This is a genomic window from Plantibacter sp. T3 (genome assembly GCF_902506515.1).
Classification (GTDB): Bacteria; Actinomycetota; Actinomycetes; order Actinomycetales; family Microbacteriaceae; genus Plantibacter; species Plantibacter auratus.
In genome coordinates this window covers 3,541,467-3,559,548 of the sequence record NZ_LR733286.1, presented here as the reverse complement: position 1 = coordinate 3,559,548, position 18,082 = coordinate 3,541,467, and the positions used below count along the sequence as shown (strand labels likewise).

Genomic DNA, 18,082 nt, shown 5'->3' with positions numbered 1-18,082 from the left:
AATGAAGTGGAAGAAGTCAGTTCTCGGAGTCCTCGCGCTCGGCGCGTCGGCAGGCCTCATGCTCACCGGTTGTTCCGGTGGCGCGAGCTCGGGCGGCAGCAGCGCAGGCGCAGGTTCCGACGGCTACAAGATCGCGTTCATCCAGGGCGTCGCAGGCGACGAGTTCTACATCTCGATGCAGTGCGGGATCGAATCGGCGGCGAAGGATGCCGGCGCGACGGTCACGACCCAGGGTCCGGAGAAGTTCGACCCGACGCTGCAGAAGCCGCTCGTCGACTCGGTCGTCGCCTCGAAGCCGGACGCGATCCTCGTCGCCCCGACCGACGTGAAGGCCATGGAGGCACCGCTGAAGGCTGCGGCCGACGCGGGCATCAAGGTCGTCCTCGTCGACACCACCGTCGACGACCCGTCGTTCGCGGTCTCGCAGATCTCGAGCGACAACAAGGGCGGCGGCGCTGCGGCGTTCGACGCGATCAAGGAAGCGCACCCCGAGGGCGGCAAGGTCCTCGTGGTCTCGGTCGACCCCGGCATCTCGACCACGGACGCCCGTGCCGAGGGCTTCCAGGAAGCGGTCAAGGGCGATGACAAGTTCACCGACCTCGGCGTGCAGTACAGCCACAACGAGCCGTCCACGGCTGCCGAGATCGTGACCGCGGCGCTCCAGAAGGACCCCGACATCGTGGGCATCTTCGCAGCGAACCTGTTCGCGGCCGAAGGTTCCGCGACCGGTGTCAAGCAGGCCGGCAAGGAGGACTCGGTCACCATCGTCGGGTTCGACGCAGGTCCCGCCCAGGTCAAGCAGCTGAAGGAGGGCACCGTCCAGGCGCTCGTCGCTCAGGAGCCGGCCACCATCGGCAAGGACGGCGTCGCCCAGGCGATCGCCGCACTGAACGGTGACAAGGTCGAGGCCAAGATCGAGACCGGCTTCACCATCATCACCAAGGACAACGTCGACGGCGACGCGAAGGATGCCGTCTACCAGTCCAAGTGCGGCTAGGCCCTCAGGCCACCCCGCACCACCAGACCGCGACGGCGTCGGAGCTTCGAGCTCCGGCGCCGTCGCGCTGCGTCCGGCAGCTCCGCCTCGACGCCACCCTCCACGGGGTGCGAGAATCGCGACATGACCCAGGTGATCGTCGCGGCGACCGCGGTGCGCCGGCTGTCCGACGATGCTCCGGGACGGATCGAGGCCGAGATCGTCGATGCAGCGGGGCGAGCCCACCGCCTGGTCATCACGGTCCCCGAACGCGCGAGCCGGACGGTCACCGCGTCGACCGACGTCCCGTTCCGACTCGGGCTCCGGGCCGAGTACGTGCGTATGGAGGGACGGGCCGTGGTGATCCGGTTCGCGGACGGCGTCACCACCACCGAGGGCCTCGGCGGGGTCTGCCTGGACCCGGACATCGTCCACTGGTTGTGAACGACTCGATCGACCGACGGTCGGGTCTGCGACGAGTCCTATGCGACGAGGGTGAGGAGCCGCGCGACCTCGGCGGCGACGGCGTCGCGTGCCGGGCCGAGGTACTTCCGCGGGTCGACGAGTGACGGGTCCGCGTCGAGGCGCTCACGGACGGCTCGGGTGAAGACGCCGTTGATGTGGGTCGAGATGTTGATCTTGCGCATGCCCGCGTCCACCGCCCGCACGAGGTCCTCGTCGCTCACGCCGCTCGAACCGTGCAGGACGAGCGGGACGGGGACGGCTGCCGCGAGTTCGCGGATGAGGCCGAAGTCGAGGGTCGCGCTCCGCGAGGTCATCGCGTGCGAGCTGCCGACCGCGACCGCCAGGCCGTCGACGCCGGTGCCCGCGACGAACGCCGCGGCTTCACCGGGGTCGGTCCGGACGCCGGGCGTGTGTGCGCCGCCCTTCCCGCCGATCGCCCCGAGTTCCGCCTCGACCCACACGCCCTGCGCCTGGGCTGCGCGGGCGACCGCTGCGGTGCGCTCTCGGTTCTCCTCGTCGGGGAGGGTCGCTGCATCGAACATGACCGAGGTGAATCCGAGCCGCACCGCCTCCTCGACGAGCGTCTCGTCCTCGGCGTGGTCGAGGTGCACGGCGGTCGCGGTGCCGGCCTCGCGGGCGAGCTCCAGGCTCGCGAGCCCGATCGGCGCGAGGCCGCCGTGGTACCTCGCCGCGTTCTCGGACACCTGCAGGATGACGCCCCGGCCCGCGAGCTCCGCGCCGCGGAGGATGGCCTCGCCGTGTTCGAGCTGGATGACGTTGAAGGCGAGCACGGCGCGCTGCGCGTCGAGGAGCGCGGCGGTGGAGACGAGCGTCATGGTGGTTCCTCTCGGGGTGCACGCGGGATGATCGACCCGGTGCCGGTGGGGATGGTCAGGTGGTGGCCAGCAGCAGCTCTGGACCGCTCTCGGCGAGCGAGTCGACGGTGTCCGGGTCGAGCCCGTCGTCGGTCACGATCTGATCGAACTCGTCGAGTCCCGCGGCCCGGTGGAACGAGGTGGTGCCGAACTTCGCGGCGGTGACGGCGAGGATGCGTCGTCTGGAGATACCGAGCATCGCCCGCTTCACCTCGGCCTCCTCCGGCAGGGTCGTCGTGGCTCCCGAGGTGAGCCCCACCCCGTTGGCGCCGAGCACGGCGACGTCGGCGTGGAGTCCGGACAGCCGTTCGACGGTCCACGCACCGACGGTCGCCTGCGTGACGGCGCGGACCCGCCCGGGCAGGGCGAGCACGGTGAGTCGCGGTCGGCCACCGAGCAGAGCGACGATCGGCAGGCTGTTCGTCACCACGAGGAGTCGGCTGGAGTGGGGGAGGAGTGCGGCGACCTCGAGGGTCATCGCACCGGAGTCGAGCAGGACGACCCCTTCCTCGGGGAGCTGCTCGACGACGAGGCGGGCGACGGCGGCGCGCTCGATGCGCTCGCCCTCGCGGCGTCGTTGGAGGCTGGGCTCGAACGCGGGTCGCCGGGCGAGGACCGCGCCACCGTGGTGGCGGCGGATGAGCCCCTGTCGTTCGAGCACCGCGAGGTCGCGACGGATGGTCTCCGGTGTGACGCCGAGTCGGCTGCTCAGCTCGGCGACCGACAGTGCGCCGTCGCCGTCGCGGGCGCCCGCGAGGATCGCGGCGTGACGCTCTGCTGGGTACATGACTGCTCCGTCCGGTCTGGCCAGCGTATCCGAATCTGTCCGATATCCCTTCCGATTCGGTGGGATCGGTGCAAAGATCAACATGATCGGGCGCACCCGACGACGACGATGACGACGAACGGAAGGCCGCCGATGGCTGAGCACGGGCCGCACAGCGCACCCCACGAGTCGGGGTCGCGGTTCCTGCTCGGGATCGACGTCGGGCAGACCGCCGTCAAGGCCGTCCTGCACGACGAGCGGTTGCTGCCGGTCGCGGTCGCTCGGCGCGCGAGCCCCGTCGACCGCCCGGTCGCCCGGCACGCCGAGCGGTCGCAGGACGCCCTGTGGGCCGCGGTCGCCGATGCGGTGTCGGAGGTGATGGCGACGTCGGGTGTCGACCCGACCCTGGTCGCCGCCGTCGGGATCACCGGCCACGGCGACGGCCTGCACCTCGTGACCGCCGCCGGAGAGCCGGTCGGCCCGGCCATCACGGCGATGGACTCCCGGGCGCACGTCGAGGCCGCCGAACTCGCGGCTGACCCGGACCGGCTGCGCGTGGTGCTCGAACGCTCCGGACAGCTGCCGACGCCGGGCGCCGCCGGCAACCTCCTCCGCTGGTTGCTCCGCCACGACCCGGAGCGTGTGGAGCAGGCAGACGCGATGCTCTTCTGCAAGGACGTGGTCCGCCTGCGGCTCACCGGCGAGATCTCCACCGACTACTCCGACGCCTGCGCCTCCTTCCTGGACGTCGGGACCGCCACCTGGGGCGCCGAGGTCCTCGATGCCTACGGCCTGCCCGCCGAACTGCTCCGTCTGCTGCCGCCGATCAACCCGAGCGGCACGATCGTCGGCTCGGTGCTGCCGGAGGCCGCCGCGGTCACGGGCCTCGTCGCCGGGACACCGGTCGTGTCGGGACTCCACGACGTGCAGGCCTCGTCGATCGGTATGGGAGCGCTCGTCCCCGGACGGCTCGCCCTCGTGGCCGGCTCGTTCAGCACCAACGGCGTGACGACGACCCAGCCCGACGTGGACCCGCGGTGGCAGTCCCGCCTCTCGATCACCCCGGACCTGCGGATCGCGATGTCCACCTCGGCGACGGCATCGCCCTCCTTCGACTGGACGCTCCGGCTCCTGGGCGTGACTGACGCCACCGGCCGTGACGCGCTGATCGCCGAGGCCGCAGCACTCCCTCCGGAGGAGCAGGTGCCGCTCGTCCTGCCCTTCCAATCGGACTCGCCGCTCGGCGCCGAAGCCTCGGCCACCCTCGCCGGCGTCCGAGACTGGCACACCCGGGCGCATGTGCTGCGCGGAGCACTCGAGGGCATCGTGCTCATGCACCGCTGGCACACCCGGGCGCTCGGCGAACGGTTCCGGTGGGACGAGCCGATCGTCCTGGGCGGCGGCCTCGCGCGGTCGCGGCTGTACGTGCAACTCGTGGCCAACGCGCTTCGAGCGCCCGTGACGGTCGTCGACTCGGAGGAGGCCGGAGCCCTCGGCGCTGCGATCGTCGCCGGGGTCGCCACCGGACTCCTGCCGTCGGTGGAACAGGCCCAGCACGACGTCGTCCGACACGCGCCCGCCGTCCTGCCGACGGACGCCTCGGCCGCGTACTGGGCCGGGGTCGGACACGCGTTCGACGAGCTCGTCGAGGCCCTCGGCCCCTGGTGGCGACGACGGGCCGAGGAGTCGAGCCCCGACGGTCCGGCGTCCGAACGCGACGACCGTGCCGGGGTGGAACGATGAGCGCGTCCGTCGGCGGCCGCGGGACGGTCACGTCCAGTCCGGTGGACGACCGGCGTCGGGAGATCCTCACCCGACTCGACCAGGACGGGCGGGTCGAGGTCGGCGTGCTCGCAGTGGACCTCGGCGTGACCGAGGAGACGATCCGGCGCGACCTCCGCGTCCTCGAACTCGACGGACGTCTCCGACGCGCGCACGGCGGGGCGGTGCGTACCGACCTCGACCCGGGCCAGGATTCCGGGGTGTCCGGTGCGCTCGCGGCGCAAGCGCTGACCCTGGTCGACCCGGGCTCAGCGGTCTTCCTCGGCGCGGGCTCGGCCTGCGAGGCGCTCGCCGCGGGTCTCGCCACGACCGCCGGGACCGTCATCGTGACCGCTTCGGTGCCGGTGGCGTTGGCCGCTGCCGCTGCCGAGGAATCGGCCGTCGTCCACCTTGTCGGCGGGACGGCGGACGGGCGGGGCGTCCTCACCGGCGCCTGGGCGCGCCAGCAGCTCGCCGGCCTCCGCCTCGACGTCGCGGTCGTCGAGGCGCTCGGTGTCTCCGCGGACGGCCGACTGCTCCACGCCTCGCCGGAGGAGGCGGCGGTCGTCGCTTCGGCGGTCGAGCTGGCCTCCACGACGATCCTCCTGGGCGACCCGGCGACGTTCGGCGCAGACGGCCTCGCGGCCTCCGTCCCGGCCGCTCGTCTCGAGGTGGCGGTGGTGCATCAGGGCGTCGACGAACCGACCCTCGACACCCTCCTCGCGACCGGCGTCCGCGTCGAGACGGTCGGGGTGGACGCATGAGCGGCATCGTCACGGTCACGCCGGCGGCCGCGATCGACCAGACCTACCGCGTCGACGGGCTGCGACTCGGCGACGTCAACCGGGCGGTGGGCGTGTCGATCGAGCTGAGCGGCAAGGGCGTCAACGTCGCGCGGGCGGTCACCCTCTCTCGGCTCGCGGTCCGTGCGGTGGTGCCGATGGGTGCGGACGGACGGATCCTCGCCGACGACCCGGCACTCCGGACGTTGCTCGCCGTGGTCCCGACCGACGGTCGGACGCGGGTGAACACGACCATCCTGGACGCCGCGACCGGGACGACCAAGGTCAACGAACCGGCGATCCCGCTGCGCGCCGAGGACTGGGCCGCCGTCGTCGCGACCGCCGGGGCCGAGATCGACCGGATCGGCGCGGACTGGCTCGTCCTCTCCGGCACGATCCCGACTGTCCAGGGTGGCACCGGCCTGGTCGACATCCTCCAGTTGCTCCGTCAGGCGGGTGATCGGGGAGCGCGCGTGGCCGTCGACACCGCGGGTGCGGCGCTCGAGACCGCCGTCGCGAACCTCGACCTCGTCCACCTGCTCAAGCCGAACGCGCACGAGCTCGCCGAGCTCACCGGCCGTGAGCTGCTGACGATCGGTGATGTCGCCTCCGCCGCCGACGAACTGCACCGTGCCGGCTGCGACCTCGTCTACGTGAGCATGGGGGCCGACGGGGCGCTCCTCCGCACGGCGGCGGGCTTGTGGCACGCGCACGTCGCAGCCACGGTCGTGAACACGGCCGGTGCCGGCGACGCCTCGTTGGCCGGATTCCTCGTCGGACTCCACGGCGAGGACGGACGGGACGATCCGGCGGCGGCGGTCGCTTCGGCCGCCGCCTGGGGTGCACTCGCCGTGTCGAGCGCGACGACCATCCTCACCTCCCTCGAGGCGCTGACCACACCGGTCGCCGTCCAGGACCCCGACCCGACGACGCCGCTGAGCGAACCGGCCACGCCGCCACACGACGAGGCGACGACGCCGCTGAGCGAACCGGCCACGCCGCCACACGACGAGGCGACGACGCCATGACCGATCAGACCGTTCCACGCTTCCACGCCGCCGTGGACCTCGGTGCGTCGAGCGGTCGCGTCATGCTCGGGCGCTGGGCCGACGGCCGCTTGGAACTCACCGAGGTACACCGGTTCCCGAACGGCCCGATCATGCAGGACGGTCGACTCCGGTGGGATGCGGAGCGCCTGTTCGAGGAGACCATCGTCGGGCTCGCGGAGGCCGTCCGGATCGCAGCGGCCGCCGGCGGCGTGCTCGACGGGATCGGGGTCGACAGCTGGGGCGTCGACATCGCACTCGTGGGGGTCGGCACCGGTACGGCGTTCCCGACCGTGCTGCATCACCGCGGCGCCGACGCTGATGGACCGGCCCGTGCCGCCATGCTCGTCGACGCCGTGACGGCCTACGCGGTGACCGGCGTGCTGGAGCAGACCATCAACACCTCGTATCAGCTGCGGTCCCGCGCCGAGGAGCTCGAAGCGCGCCGCGCCGACGGCGATCGCCCGACCGTGTTGCTCGTCCCGGACCTCTGGGTGTGGCTGCTCACGGGCGTCGTCGGAGCGGAGCGCACGATCGCCTCGACGACGCAGCTGCTCGATCAGGGCACCGGCGACTGGGCGGCGGAGCTCATCCGTCGCTGGGGTCTCGACGGCTTCGACTTCCCGCCGGTGGTCGCACCGGGGACGGTCGCCGGCCCGACGACGCCGGAGGTCACCGCGCGTCTCGGGTCGAGCGTGCCGATCCCCGTCCACCGCGTCGCGGAGCACGACACCGCGTCAGCCCTCGCCTTCGCCCGCCCGGACGGCGCGGAGCTCCTCGTCTCGAGTGGCAGCTGGTCCCTCGCCGGGGTATGTCTGCCGGCGCCGGTGCTCACCGAGCGCGCGCGGGCCGCCGGCTTCACGAACGAGGCCGGTGTCGCCGGATCCTCACTGCTCCTCCGCAACCTGGCTGGGATGTGGCTGCTCACGGAGTGCGCCCGCGCCTGGTCCGCCGAGGACGGCAGCGCGGTCGACCTCGTCGAACTCGTGGCGGCCGTGTCGGAGATGGAACGAGACGCAGCCACGGACGTCACGCCCGCCGTGTTCGACGTCGCCGACCCCCGGCTGCTCGTCCCGGGTGACATGCCGGAACGGATCGCGACCCTCTGCCGGGAGACCGGACAGCGTCCACCGGGGGGACGGAGCGACGTCGTGCGCAGCGTGGTCGAGAGTCTCGCGGTCGCCTACGCCGAGACGGTCCGGGCCTGCGAGGCGATCACCGGGGTGACGATCCGTTCGGTCCGCATCGTCGGCGGCGGATCGCGCAACCGGCTCCTGTGTGCCCGCACGGCGGCACGGACCGGTCTTCCCGTCACCGCTGGTCCTGCGGAGGCCTCGGCGCTCGGCAATCTGGCCGTGCAACTCGTCGCGGCCGGCCACGCACCGTCACTCGACACGGTCTACCGGCACGGCCAGGACGGCCAGGACGACCACGACAACCACGACCATGAGCGGACACCGACATGACCGACCGCATCGACCAACCGGAGACCGAGACGGACCTCCTCGACCGCTTCGTCGCCTTCTCGCGCGACCTCGGGCGTCCCGATCGGGCGTGGGCGCTCCTGGCGGAGGGCAACACCTCCCTGCTCCTGACCGAGGACGGTGCTCGGGCGATGCTCGTGAAGGCGAGCGGCGCGTCCCTGGCCGTGGCGACCACCGAGGACGCGGTCCGTCTCGCGATCGGACCGGTGCTCGACCTCGTCGACTCGCACACGGGCGGGGATACCGAGGTGGCCGCGCTGTTCGATGCCGCGGCGCTCGCCGGGAACGGTCGGCGCCCCTCGGTGGAGGCGATCCTCCACGCCGTCTGCCTCGACCTGCCCGGCGTCGTCGCGGTCGGCCACACCCATCCCGTGCCGGTGAACGCGCTGTTGTGCTCGCCGTCGGCCGACGCCCTGACCCGCGGGTCGCTCTTCCCCGACCAGATCGTGGTCCTCGGCACCGATCCGCTGCTCGTGCCGTACGTCGACCCCGGGCTCGAGCTCGCCCGCACGGTCCGCCGCCTGGTGCGCGAGCAGCTCGCAACGACCGGCCGGGTGCCGAAGGTCGTGTACCTGCAGAACCACGGGATGTTCGCCCTCGGATCGAGTACGGCCGAGGTCCTCCGGATCACCGAGATGGCTGTGAAGGTCGCCCAGGTGCTGCTCGGAGCGCTCGCCGCCGGCGGGCCGGTCTACCTGAGCGACGAGGCCGTCGCCCGCATCGACACGAGACCCGACGAACTGCTGCGTCGAGCCGCGCTCGCCGCGCAGGAATCAACCACCGACCGCGCCGGGACGGCGCACGGAAGGACCACGACATGAGCGTGTCGACAAGCGCCACCGACCTCACCGGGCAGGTCGCGATCATCACCGGAGCGTCCTCGGGCATCGGCCGCTCGTACGCCCAGGCGCTCGCCGCTGCCGGGGTGCGCACGGTGCTCGTGGGACGCTCCACCGAGCGACTCTCGGGCGTCGCCGACGCCCTGCCGACACCGAGCGTCTTCCTGGCGGGTGACCTCGCCGACCCCGCCGTGTCCGAGCAGGCCGTCGCCCTGGCGCTCGCCGCCTTCGGACGCCTCGACATCGTCCTCGCCAACGCTGGCCTCTACGTCGGCGGTGACGTCGTCGACACCCCGATGACAGCGATCGAGGAGCTCGTCGGCGTCAACGTCCTCGGAGCGATGGCGACGGTTCGCGCAGCGCTGCCGCACCTCGTCGAGCAGGGCGCGGGCGACGTGCTGGTGACGAGCTCGGTGTCCGGGCACCAGGACATCCACTGGGAGCCCGTCTACTCCGCGACGAAACACGCCATGCAGTCGTTCGTCCACACCACCCGGCGGAACCTCGTCGGATCCGGGGTGCGGATGGGCGCGGTCGCCCCCGGCGTGGTGCTCAACGAACTGTGGGGGATCGCCGAGGGGGCCTCAGGCGTGGAGGACCAGATCGCCGCGCGCACCGGCATCCGTTCCGAGGACGTCGCCGAGGCCGTGCTCTTCATGCTCACCAGACCCCGGCACGTCACCATCCGCGACCTCGTCATCCTGCCCACCGACCAGGAGATCTGAGCGACTCGCGTCGCCCGACGACACCTCCACCAGTCCGCCCCGATCGAAGGACCGCACATGTTCTCTGACCTCCACGGCCGCACGGCCGTCATCACCGGCGGGGCCCGCGGGCTCGGCTACTCGATCGCCAGGGCGCTCGCCGCGCAGGGCGTCCAGGTGGCGCTGCTCGACCTCCTGCCGACCGTCCACGAGTCGGCCGAGCGGTTGGCGTCCGAGTACGGCGTCCGCACCTCGGCGCATGCGGTCGACGTCACCGACGCCACCGCCGTCGAGGCCGCCTTCGCCGCTGCGGAGGCCGAGCTCGACGCGCCGTCGCTGCTCGTGACCGCGGCGGGCATCACCATCTGGGGCGACAGCGTCGACGTGCCGGCGGACACCTGGCGGAAGGTGCTCGCCGTGAACCTCGACGGCACCTTCTTCGCCGCGCAGTCCTTCGCCCGTCGTGCCATCGCGGCGGGTCGGCCCGCCTCGGCCGTCTTCATCTCGTCGATGTCGGCGTTCATCGTGAACCAGCCGCAGTTCCAGGCCTCGTACAACGCCTCGAAGGCGGCGGTCAGTCACCTCGCGTCGTCACTCGCGGTCGAGTGGGCACCCTCCGGCGTCCGGGTCAACGCGATCGCCCCCGGGTACTTCCTCTCGGACATGACCCGCGAGTTCACCGAGGCGAACCCCGACCTCGCCGCCGAGTGGACCGCGGGCATCCCGGCGGGCCGGATGGGCCAGCCTGAGGACCTCCACGGGCTCGTCCTGCTGCTCGCGTCCGACGCGTCCTCGTACCTCACGGGCCAGAGCCTCGTCATCGACGGCGGCTACACCGCCCTCTGAGCCAGCCCCGCCCGCCGAACCGTTCGACCCGACCGCACCGACCGCACCGACCCGAGGACCCGCCATGACGACGCCGCCGCCCGAACAGACGCCTGACGACCAGGCCGACCGCGACGCCGTGTGGGGCGCCCGGCGTCGACGCTTCGTCGAAGCCCGATCCGGTGCCGTCGAGCGTGCGTGGGCTCCGCGTGCGGTCCGCGTCGACGACGGGCCGTCGACGGGCCGGCGCCAGATCGAACTGCGCCATCTCGGCGGACTCGAGGTCACGGTCGAGGTCGACCAGTTCCTCGACCTCGGCGAGGCCTCCTGGAACGGCGAGGTCGTGTCCTTCGTCGCGCCGACGACCGCTCCGCAGGCCGAGAGCTGGGCCCGTCGCTGGCAGGGCGGTCTGCTGACGACCTGCGGGCTCACCGCGGTCGGTGTGGCCGCGGAGGCGGACGGTGGGATGCACGGTCGGGCGCATCGCATCCCGGCGACCCTCACCCGACGGGAGGGGCGATGGACTGCGGCGGGCCGGTACGAGCTCCTCGTCGACGGCCTGCTCCGCGAGGGCGCCGTCTTCCAGCAGAACCTCACGGTGACCCGCAGCATCCGAGCCGAGGTCGGTGTCGCGCGGATCCGTCTGCACGACGTCGTCCGGAACGAGGGGTTCGTCGCCGAGCCGGTGCGCCTGCTCTACCACGTGAACCTCGGCTGGCCGGTGCTGCACGGCGGTGCCGTCGTGGCGGCTGAGGCCGACGTCCCCGGCGGGGCGGGGTCCGAACGCCCGGACGCCGGTGGCTGGCGGCGGGTGATCGGCGAGCCCGAGCCGGCGGCCGACGAGCAGGTCGACGCCCTTGACGCGGTCGCCGGGCCCGACGGCTGGTCCCTCGCGACCCTGTCGGGCGAGGCAGGCACGGTCACGGTCCGGTTCCGGCCGGAGCAGTTGCCGTTCCTCACGGTGTGGCGGAGCACGGCCGCGGGGTCGTACGCCCTCGGTATCGAACCCGGCACCTGCTGGCCGAGTCACGCCGCCGGTCCGGATCGCGGGAAGGCGGGTCGGATCGTGGAGCCCGGGGAGTCGTTCGAAGTCGACCTCGAGATCGTGTTCGAGCCGGCGGCGGACGACTTCGGCGACTGAGCCCACCGGCCTCCGCCAGCATCCGGTTCCCGGTTTCCGAAGAATTCACGCTGGGGTATGTCATCGATGACATGAACGATGTATGCTCGCCATGACATCGATGACATGAAGTCATCGTCGGAAGCCGACACGGACGTCGGAACCTGAACGGACACCGCCGTGCACCCTGCTGCGAACCTCGACTCGACCGCCGTCACCTCCGTGGCCTCGGATCGACTCGTCGCCGGCCTCGACCTCGGCAGCACCGGCGTCAAGATCCTCGTGACCGATGCCGACGGCGCCGAGGTCCTCATCCACCAGCTGCCCACCCCGTGGCTCGCCGGTCCAGGCGGCACGACCGTGATGGAGGCGGCGTCCCTCATCGCCACCGTCAGGGAGCTCCTCGACCACGTCGGTGCGGAACTCGTCGACCGGTTCGGGCCGGCCGCGCGGGTCCGGGCGCTCGCCGTCTCCGGCATGGGGGAGTCCGGGATCGTCCTCGACGCCGTCGGCCGGCCCGTCGCGCCTGCGATCGCCTGGTTCGATCCGCGCGGCGCCGAACAGCTCGCGGCCCTCCCGGCCGAGATCGCCGAGCAGTTCGCCGGTCGGACCGGCCTGCCGCTCGGCGTGCAGGTCTCGGTCATCAAGCTCCTCCACCTCCGAGACGCCGGACTCGACCTCGCCGGAACGCGCTGGCTCAACCTGCCGGAGTACCTCGTCTCGGCGCTCGGCGGCGAGGAGGCCGCCGAGTACTCGCTCTCGTCGCGCACCGGCCTGCTCGACCAGGACACGGGTGAGCCGTGGCTCGAACTGCTCGACCACCTCGGCGTCGACGCGTCGTTCCTCCCGCCGTTCACCGACGCCGGTGCCCCGCTCGGCGCCGCGAGCAGCCCGTGGGTGCCGCCGGTCTTCTCCGGTGCAGCCCTGACCGTCGCCGGCCACGACCACCTCGTGTCGGCCGTCTCCACCGGCTCGTTCCCCGCCGAGCGGTACCACGTGTCGATGGGCACGGCCGAGGTCCTGCTTCGACGCCTCGACGAACCACTCCCGTTCGCCGCCCGGGAACGCCTCGCCGAGGTGTTCATCAACTGCGTCCGTCACGTCGTGCCGGGCACCTGGGTGCTCGTCGCCGGCGTCAAGACCGGCCTGCTCATGCGTCGCACCCTCCAGCTCGTCGGGGTGACCGACCGCGCAGGGCGCGACCGCCTGGACGACGAGATCATGGCGCTCCCGGCGGGCGGGCTGCTCGGCGACGGTGACATCTCGGTCGCGGGCGCCCGGAACGACGACGGCGTCCTCAAACTCACGGTCCGTGCCGACGGCGCAGGACCGGCAGAGATCTTCGAAGCGGTGCTCCAGCACGGCAACGACGAACTCGCCGTGCTCATCGCGGCGATGGACCGCGAGGTCGCACCCGCCACCTCGGCGCTGCTCACCGGCGGCTGGGCCAGCATGCGGTCCGTGCAACGCGCCCGAGCCGCCGTCCTGCCCGGCGTGCAGGTGTCGCACCGATCCCAGGACACGGCATACGGCGCAGCCGTCTTCGCCGGGGCCCTCCTCGAACCAGCCATCTCCCGACCACACCCCTGACCGACCGACCACCCGACGACCCAGACCGATCCTCCCCGGCGCGACCGCTGCCGGGATCAGACCCCATCCGAAGCACAAGGAGCACCTCATGAACGCAGTAGCCACCAGGACCAACGAGCTGACGACGCTCGAACGCCGCGCCATGGCCACGATCAGCACCCCGGGCGGCGGCATGCTCATCGTCGCCGGCGACCAGCGCAACGGCATGAAGGCCGTCATGACCGACGCCCCGAACGGCGCGGCCGGCATCAGCCGTGACGAACTCGCCGAGGCCAAGAGCGACCTCGTCCGGTTCCTCGGCAACCACGCACCCGCCATCCTCCTCGACCCGGAGGTCGCCCTCCCGCTCGTCGTCGACGAGCGCACCCTCTCCCGCACGACCGGTCTCGTCGTCGGCATGGACTCCTCGGGCTTCGACACCGAGAACGGTCTGCGCCGGACGAAGTACGTCCCCGGCATGGACGCCCGCCGAGTCCGCGAACTCGGTGGCGACGCCGCCAAGATGCTCTTCTACCTGCGCTCCGACCAGCGCGAGGCCGAGCAGGTCGTCATCGACGAGATCGCCCGCCTCGTGGAGGAGTGCACCGCCGAGGGCGTGCTGCTCATCGTCGAGATCCTCGTCTACCAGCTCGACGGCGAGAGCGACGAGGCCTACGCCGAGATCTTCCCCGAGCTCGTGCGCGGCGCCGCGGAGATCTCCGTCGCCGCCGGTTCCAAGGTCCTGAAGCTCCAGTACCCGGGCTCCGCAGAGGCCGCCGCAGCCGTGACCGAGGCCGCCGCCGGCGTGCCGTGGGCCGTGCTCTCCGCCGGGGTCGACCACGAGACCTTCGTCGGCCAGGTCCGCACCGCGGTCGAGAACGGTGCCGGCGGCGCGATGGCCGGTCGTTCGCTGTGGAAGGATAGCCTTTCGATCTCGTCGGCGAAGCGTGAGGAACTGCTCACCAACCGTGCGCTGCCTCGCCTCCGTGAGCTCGAGCAGGTCATCGAGACCGCGCTCGCCGGTCGCTGACGGATCGCGGGCGGCGTCCTCGGTCGCCGCCCGCGAACCAGCCCGATCCGACCACGCCACCAAGGCGGAACCACCCGAGGAGCAGCCATGGCCACGATGCAGGACGTGGCGTCCCTCGCCGGGGTGAGCTCGAAGACGGTCTCCCGCGTGTTCAACGACGACCCGCACGTGCTCCCGGAGACGCGGTCGCGGGTCGAATCGGCCATGCGGGAACTGAACTACGTCCCGAACGTCCTGGCGCGCACCTTCCGCGCCGGGCGGTCCTCCTCCGTCGGCGTCGCGGTCCCGGACGTCGTCGACCCCTTCTTCGCCGCGGTCGTCCGCGCCGTCGAGGAGGTCTGCTCGGTGTCGGGCATCACCACCCTCGTCACGAGCATCGGCGACGACCCGGCGCGCGAGCGTGCCGTGCTCGACTCGCTGCTCCGCTCGCAGCTCATGGGGCTCGTTCTCGCGCCCGTCGCGGAGGACCAGTCGTGGCTCGCGCCGTGGGCCGAGCACACGCCCATCGTGTTCGTCGACCGGGCCCCCGGTGGACTCGACGCCGACAGCTTCGTCGAGGACGACCACCGCGGCGCCTACCTCGCGACGAGGCACCTGCTCGAGCATGGGCACACCCGGGTCGCCTTCATCGCCGACTCGGCACACCCGCCGAGCACCCGTCGCCGACTCGAGGGCTACCGTTCGGCGATCGCCGAGAGCGGGATCGACCTCGACGACACCCTCGTCAGCCTCGACGCGACGGACCGCGAACCGGCCGCCGCCGTGGTCGACGGTCTCCTCGGCCTCGCCTCCCCGCCGACGGCCCTGTTCTCGGCCAACGCGCGGGTGACGATGGCGCTCGTCCCAGCGTTGCGCTCGCGGGGGATCGCCTCGCTCGGCTTCGGCGACTTCCCGATGGCAGACCAGCTCGATCCGGCGGTCAGCGTCATCGAACAGGACCCGGCACGACTGGGCCGCCTGGCCGCTACCCGGGCGCTCGCCCGCTTCGGTGACGCGGACGGTGAGCACGAGCGCAGCACCGTCGTCCCCGTCGGGCTCCTCCTGCGAGAGTCCTGCGGCTGTCACCTCACCGCGTGATCCCCCGGGCGGCGGATGCGCCCCGCGCCGTCGCTCCGTAGCGTGGGAAGCTGTTCGCGACCACGGGGGATCACATGCAGCGACCGGACGACACACCGACCGAGGGCGGCTGGGCGCCGATCGGACAGCCCGCGCCTGGACCGATCCGGACGCCGCTCGCCGGCGGATCACCTGCACCGGCCGCGGCTCCGGTGATCGGTGCCGCCGGGCGGGCCGTGCTCGCGCAGCAGCCGGAGTCGGCGGCGGACCGCCAGCGCCGGCGCAACCGCGAGCTGGCCCCGATCCTGCCCACCAGGGTCCCGTGGGTCGCCGTCACGGTCTTCACCGTGCTCGCCGTGGGCCTCGCCTGGCTCATCGCCGCACCGCTGTGGCTGTCGGGTGAGGGACTCGCGAACCCCTGGTTCCAGCTCATCGCCCTCGGCATGATGTACACCCCGACCATCGCCGCGCTCGTCGTGGTGCTGTTCGTCGCCCGCCCGAGGAGCATCCCGCGGCTGCTCGGACTCGCGCCGCTGCGTCCCCTCGGCCGGACCCTCGGGCTCTGCGCGGCGGCGCTCGTCGGGTTCCCCGTCCTCGCGTTCTGCTCCATGCTGCTCGGGCAGGCCATGGGGCTCATCGAGCTCGACCTCGTCGGCCTGTCCGGTCTCGCCGCCATCATGACCGCCTCGGGCGCCGGCGAGCTCGGGCGGGACGACCTCACCACGGTCGCCCTGGTCCAGCTCCTCACCCTGCCCCTCGGCGTCCTGGTGGCATCGCTGTCCGCGTTCGGGGAGGAACTCGGCTGGCGCGGCTGGTTGCTGCCGAACCTCCTGCCGCTCGGCACCTGGCCCGCCCTCCTGCTCTCCGGGGCGATCTGGGGCGTGTGGCACGCACCGCTCATCCTCCTCGGCTACAACTACCAGCGGACCGACGTCCTCGGCCTGCTCCTCATGGTGGGCTGGTGCGTGCTGCTCGGCGTTCTCATCGGCTGGTTGCGTCTCCGCTCCGCCTCGGTCTGGCCGGCGGTGATCGCCCACGGCGCGGTGAACGCCGCCGTCGGGGCACTGCTGCTGTTCGCCAGCCCGACGTCGATGCAGGACACCGGCAGTGTGTTCGGCACCCTGCTCGGCTGGCCGGGCTGGATCCTCCTCGCAGCGACGACGCTCATCCTGGTCGTCACCGGCCAGTTCGGTAAGCGTGCGGTGCCCGGGCTGCGTGGCTCGGAGGTCGCCTCGCCCGTGAGCTGATCTCCGACGCATGCGCGCCGCGTATGAGTCGCACCGGGCAGGCTGCTTGTCCGCCGCTTCGACGCTTGGTGCACTGGGACGATGCGCAGACCCGATCTCCCCGAGGCACCCGTCCGTCCACGTGCCGCTCACGCTCGCCGTCACGGCGGTGGGGTGAGCGCGCGGGTCCGCCGTCGGCGCCTCATCGTCGGCATCGCAGGCGGCCTCGTGCTCGCGCTCCTCGGGGGTGTCGGTGCGCTCGCACTGCGGCTGCAGGGCAACCTCAGCTCCGAGGCCATCGCCGCCCCGACCGGACGTTCGACCGAGCCCGCGCAGCCGGGCGCACCGGACCCGGCGGTCAACGTCCTCCTCCTCGGCTCCGACAGTCGTGACCTCGCGGTCGGCGACTACGGAGAGGACACCGGCACCAAGCGCAGCGACGCGATGGTGCTCGTGCACGTCTCCGAGGGCAACTCCCGGATCGACGCGATGCAGATCCCACGTGACACGCTGACCGACCTGTCGATGTGCACGGACACCGGCCGGGGGACGCCCGACGACTACGGCATGGTGAACGCGGCGTTGAACTCGGGGGCCGCCTGTTCGGTCGCCGCGGTGCAGGCGATGACCGGTGTGCCGATCGACCACTTCGTCGAGCTCGACTTCAGCGGCTTCCAGGCGATCGTCAACGGCATGGACGGGCTGGCGGTGTGTCTGCCGTCGGACATGGAGGACCCCTATTCGAACCTCGCGCTGCCCGCAGGAGCGCAGGTCATCGACGGGACGCAGGCGCTCGCGCTCGCCCGCACCCGGCACGCGGTGGGTGACGGCAGCGACATCTCCCGCCTCGGCAACCAGCAGATGGTGATGTCCGCGATCGTGCAGCGGGCGCTGAGTGCCGAGGTGCTCACCCGGCCGGACCGCCTCATCCGCTTCCTGGACGCGGTCACCTCCTCGCTCACCGTCGACACCGCGCTCGGCGACCTCGCGAGCCTGACCTCGCTCGCACACCGGGTCTCGCAGGTGCCGGCGTCGGCCATCACCTTCCTGACGATGCCGTGGACCGAGGCGCCGTCGGACGCCAACCGGGTCGTCCCGAGTGATGACGCCGCGATCGTCTTCTCGAGCCTCGCCACCGATGTCCCGGTGCCGATCGCGGGAACCGCTGATGCGTCCCCCGCCGAGCCGGTCGCCCCGGTCGAACCGGTGCGGGTCGAGGCGGTCAGCGTCCTCAACGGCTCGCAGACGAACGGGGTTGCGACGGCGACGGCCGACCGACTGACCGCCCTCGGTTACACCGTCGCGTCGATCGGCGACGCGGAGACGGACACCCCGGTCACGGTCCTGCTCGCGCGCGACTCGGACGCGGCTCGGGCGACGGCCGCCTCGCTCGCCCAGGAGTTGGGGATCACGGTCGTCGTGAGCGGCGAACCGGGACCGGACGAGGAGGACGTCGTGCTCGTCATCGGCGACGACTTCGCCTCACTGACCCCGCCTGCCGCGCCCGCGCCCGTCGAGGTCGAGTCCCGCAACGCCGCCGCGGACCTCTGCGGGTGAC

At 72.2% G+C, this 18,082-nt stretch carries 17 protein-coding genes; 15 read left to right on the top strand and 2 right to left on the bottom strand.

The window, feature by feature from the left end:
* The first annotated feature begins 1 nt into the window (after nucleotide 1).
* Nucleotides 2-997 (top strand): ABC transporter substrate-binding protein, encoded by a 996-nt coding sequence (locus GV015_RS16800; RefSeq protein WP_056013014.1) that lies wholly within the window; start codon nucleotides 2-4, stop codon nucleotides 995-997.
* A 123-nt stretch (nucleotides 998-1,120) separates the two neighbouring features.
* The gene (locus tag GV015_RS16795) at nucleotides 1,121-1,420 is read left to right on the top strand and encodes a hypothetical protein (RefSeq protein WP_159879495.1); all 300 of its coding nucleotides are present in this window, start codon (nucleotides 1,121-1,123) and stop codon (nucleotides 1,418-1,420) included.
* 38 nt (nucleotides 1,421-1,458) lie between these two features.
* On the opposite strand, the gene GV015_RS16790 is transcribed toward GV015_RS16795, so the two are convergent.
* Nucleotides 1,459-2,277 (bottom strand): class II fructose-bisphosphate aldolase, encoded by an 819-nt coding sequence (locus GV015_RS16790; RefSeq protein WP_159879494.1) that lies wholly within the window; start codon nucleotides 2,275-2,277, stop codon nucleotides 1,459-1,461.
* Nucleotides 2,278-2,332: 55 nt separating this feature from the next.
* Nucleotides 2,333-3,103, bottom strand: coding sequence for a DeoR/GlpR family DNA-binding transcription regulator (locus tag GV015_RS16785; protein ID WP_159879493.1), 771 nt, complete (start codon nucleotides 3,101-3,103; stop codon nucleotides 2,333-2,335).
* Between the two features lie 132 nt (nucleotides 3,104-3,235).
* Here GV015_RS16785 and GV015_RS16780 point away from each other — a divergent pair, with 132 nt between their 5' ends.
* The 13 genes from GV015_RS16780 to GV015_RS16720 all read left to right on the top strand — a co-directional run bounded on the left by GV015_RS16780 (nucleotide 3,236) and on the right by GV015_RS16720 (nucleotide 18,081).
* Complete coding sequence (locus GV015_RS16780) at nucleotides 3,236-4,825, top strand: FGGY-family carbohydrate kinase (protein WP_159879492.1); 1,590 nt, start codon at nucleotides 3,236-3,238, stop codon at nucleotides 4,823-4,825.
* The gene (locus tag GV015_RS16775; RefSeq protein WP_159879491.1) at nucleotides 4,822-5,607 is read left to right on the top strand and encodes a DeoR/GlpR family DNA-binding transcription regulator; all 786 of its coding nucleotides are present in this window, start codon (nucleotides 4,822-4,824) and stop codon (nucleotides 5,605-5,607) included. Before GV015_RS16780 ends, GV015_RS16775 begins: the two co-directional genes overlap by 4 nt.
* Nucleotides 5,604-6,653: a 1-phosphofructokinase family hexose kinase gene (locus tag GV015_RS16770; RefSeq protein WP_159879490.1), complete on the top strand. Its 1,050-nt coding sequence runs from the start codon at nucleotides 5,604-5,606 to the stop codon at nucleotides 6,651-6,653. The genes GV015_RS16775 and GV015_RS16770 overlap by 4 nt, the downstream gene beginning before the upstream one ends.
* Nucleotides 6,650-8,137: a rhamnulokinase family protein gene (locus GV015_RS16765; protein ID WP_159879489.1), complete on the top strand. Its 1,488-nt coding sequence runs from the start codon at nucleotides 6,650-6,652 to the stop codon at nucleotides 8,135-8,137. Before GV015_RS16770 ends, GV015_RS16765 begins: the two co-directional genes overlap by 4 nt.
* Nucleotides 8,134-8,976 carry a class II aldolase/adducin family protein gene (locus tag GV015_RS16760; protein WP_159879488.1) on the top strand — a complete coding sequence of 281 codons (843 nt, stop codon included), beginning with the start codon at nucleotides 8,134-8,136 and terminating at the stop codon, nucleotides 8,974-8,976. The genes GV015_RS16765 and GV015_RS16760 overlap by 4 nt, the downstream gene beginning before the upstream one ends.
* Nucleotides 8,973-9,719 (top strand): SDR family oxidoreductase, encoded by a 747-nt coding sequence (locus GV015_RS16755; protein WP_159879487.1) that lies wholly within the window; start codon nucleotides 8,973-8,975, stop codon nucleotides 9,717-9,719. Before GV015_RS16760 ends, GV015_RS16755 begins: the two co-directional genes overlap by 4 nt.
* A 57-nt stretch (nucleotides 9,720-9,776) precedes the next feature.
* Nucleotides 9,777-10,544 (top strand): SDR family oxidoreductase, encoded by a 768-nt coding sequence (locus GV015_RS16750; RefSeq protein WP_159879486.1) that lies wholly within the window; start codon nucleotides 9,777-9,779, stop codon nucleotides 10,542-10,544.
* 64 nt (nucleotides 10,545-10,608) lie between these two features.
* Nucleotides 10,609-11,664 carry a DUF4432 family protein gene (locus GV015_RS16745; protein ID WP_159879485.1) on the top strand — a complete coding sequence of 352 codons (1,056 nt, stop codon included), beginning with the start codon at nucleotides 10,609-10,611 and terminating at the stop codon, nucleotides 11,662-11,664.
* Between the two features lie 159 nt (nucleotides 11,665-11,823).
* A complete protein-coding gene (locus tag GV015_RS16740) occupies nucleotides 11,824-13,233 on the top strand; it encodes an L-fuculokinase (RefSeq protein ID WP_201299404.1) in 1,410 nt (469 codons plus the stop codon).
* 88 nt (nucleotides 13,234-13,321) lie between these two features.
* Nucleotides 13,322-14,242, top strand: coding sequence for a hypothetical protein (locus GV015_RS16735; RefSeq protein ID WP_197479028.1), 921 nt, complete (start codon nucleotides 13,322-13,324; stop codon nucleotides 14,240-14,242).
* Between the two features lie 87 nt (nucleotides 14,243-14,329).
* On the top strand, nucleotides 14,330-15,319 hold the full coding sequence (locus GV015_RS16730; RefSeq protein ID WP_159879483.1) for a LacI family DNA-binding transcriptional regulator: 990 nt from the start codon (nucleotides 14,330-14,332) through the stop codon (nucleotides 15,317-15,319).
* Nucleotides 15,320-15,393: 74 nt separating this feature from the next.
* Nucleotides 15,394-16,545 (top strand): CPBP family intramembrane glutamic endopeptidase, encoded by a 1,152-nt coding sequence (locus GV015_RS16725; RefSeq protein ID WP_159879481.1) that lies wholly within the window; start codon nucleotides 15,394-15,396, stop codon nucleotides 16,543-16,545.
* A gap of 81 nt (nucleotides 16,546-16,626) precedes the next feature.
* Complete coding sequence (locus tag GV015_RS16720; RefSeq protein ID WP_159879480.1) at nucleotides 16,627-18,081, top strand: LCP family protein; 1,455 nt, start codon at nucleotides 16,627-16,629, stop codon at nucleotides 18,079-18,081.
* The last annotated feature ends 1 nt before the right edge of the window (nucleotide 18,082 follow it).